1 protein-coding gene is annotated in these 624 nt (G+C 51.3%); it reads right to left on the bottom strand.

The annotated features are described in order from the left end of the window. Positions 1–489: hypothetical protein (locus ACQRCJ_RS12485; RefSeq protein ID WP_427799948.1), on the bottom strand; the 489-nt coding region annotated here is incomplete at its 3' end. Between the last annotated feature and the right edge of the window lie 135 nt (positions 490–624).

The following is a 624-nucleotide window of genomic DNA, read 5'->3' as shown; positions in this document are numbered from 1 at the left end:
GCCGGGAACCAGCGTGAACGGCATGAAAATGGATCCTCGTTGGTGCAGCTTGAAGCCAGCCTCCTTGAGCCGGGCGTTCTGCTCGTAGAACTCCTTCATGGCCTTCTTTACCTTATATAAGGAAGGCCCGCCGGTCTTACCGACCATCCTGAACTCGAAGCACATGGAGCCGCCGTTCACACCAAGCGCCTGGGACAGCCAGTAACCGTTGTCGCCTTCGTTCTCCCACAGCCGAAAGCACACAAGGGGATCACCGTTAGCTTTGTACGGCCAGTGAGCGCAGGCAAACCACGTTTCTTCGTGCTCCTCGTCGTCGCCGGTCACAAGCGCGTACTGGCCGCGCCACGGCGTTCTGTCGCCAACACGCATGGATATGGCCTTATTCATGGCTTGGAAGACCTGCCGCTCAACGCTCTCGGTAAGCGATTCGGCTTCAATGTTGCCGGGGTTGTCGAGAAGGTACAGACACATTTCTTTCGTGTAAGACATAAATAACTCCTATCTTATAATAAATGAAAAGCCCCCTGCGGGAATGCAGAGGGCTTTAGCCGAAAGCCATTTTCGGCTTTTTACTATTATATCATATTTTATAAAAAAGTCAATATAGAATCAATATTAAACCTT

This window comes from Desulfovibrio sp. SGI.102, assembly GCF_050314315.1.
In the GTDB taxonomy this organism is placed as follows: Bacteria; Desulfobacterota; Desulfovibrionia; order Desulfovibrionales; family Desulfovibrionaceae; genus Desulfovibrio.
This window is presented reverse-complemented; position numbering and strand designations above follow the sequence as displayed.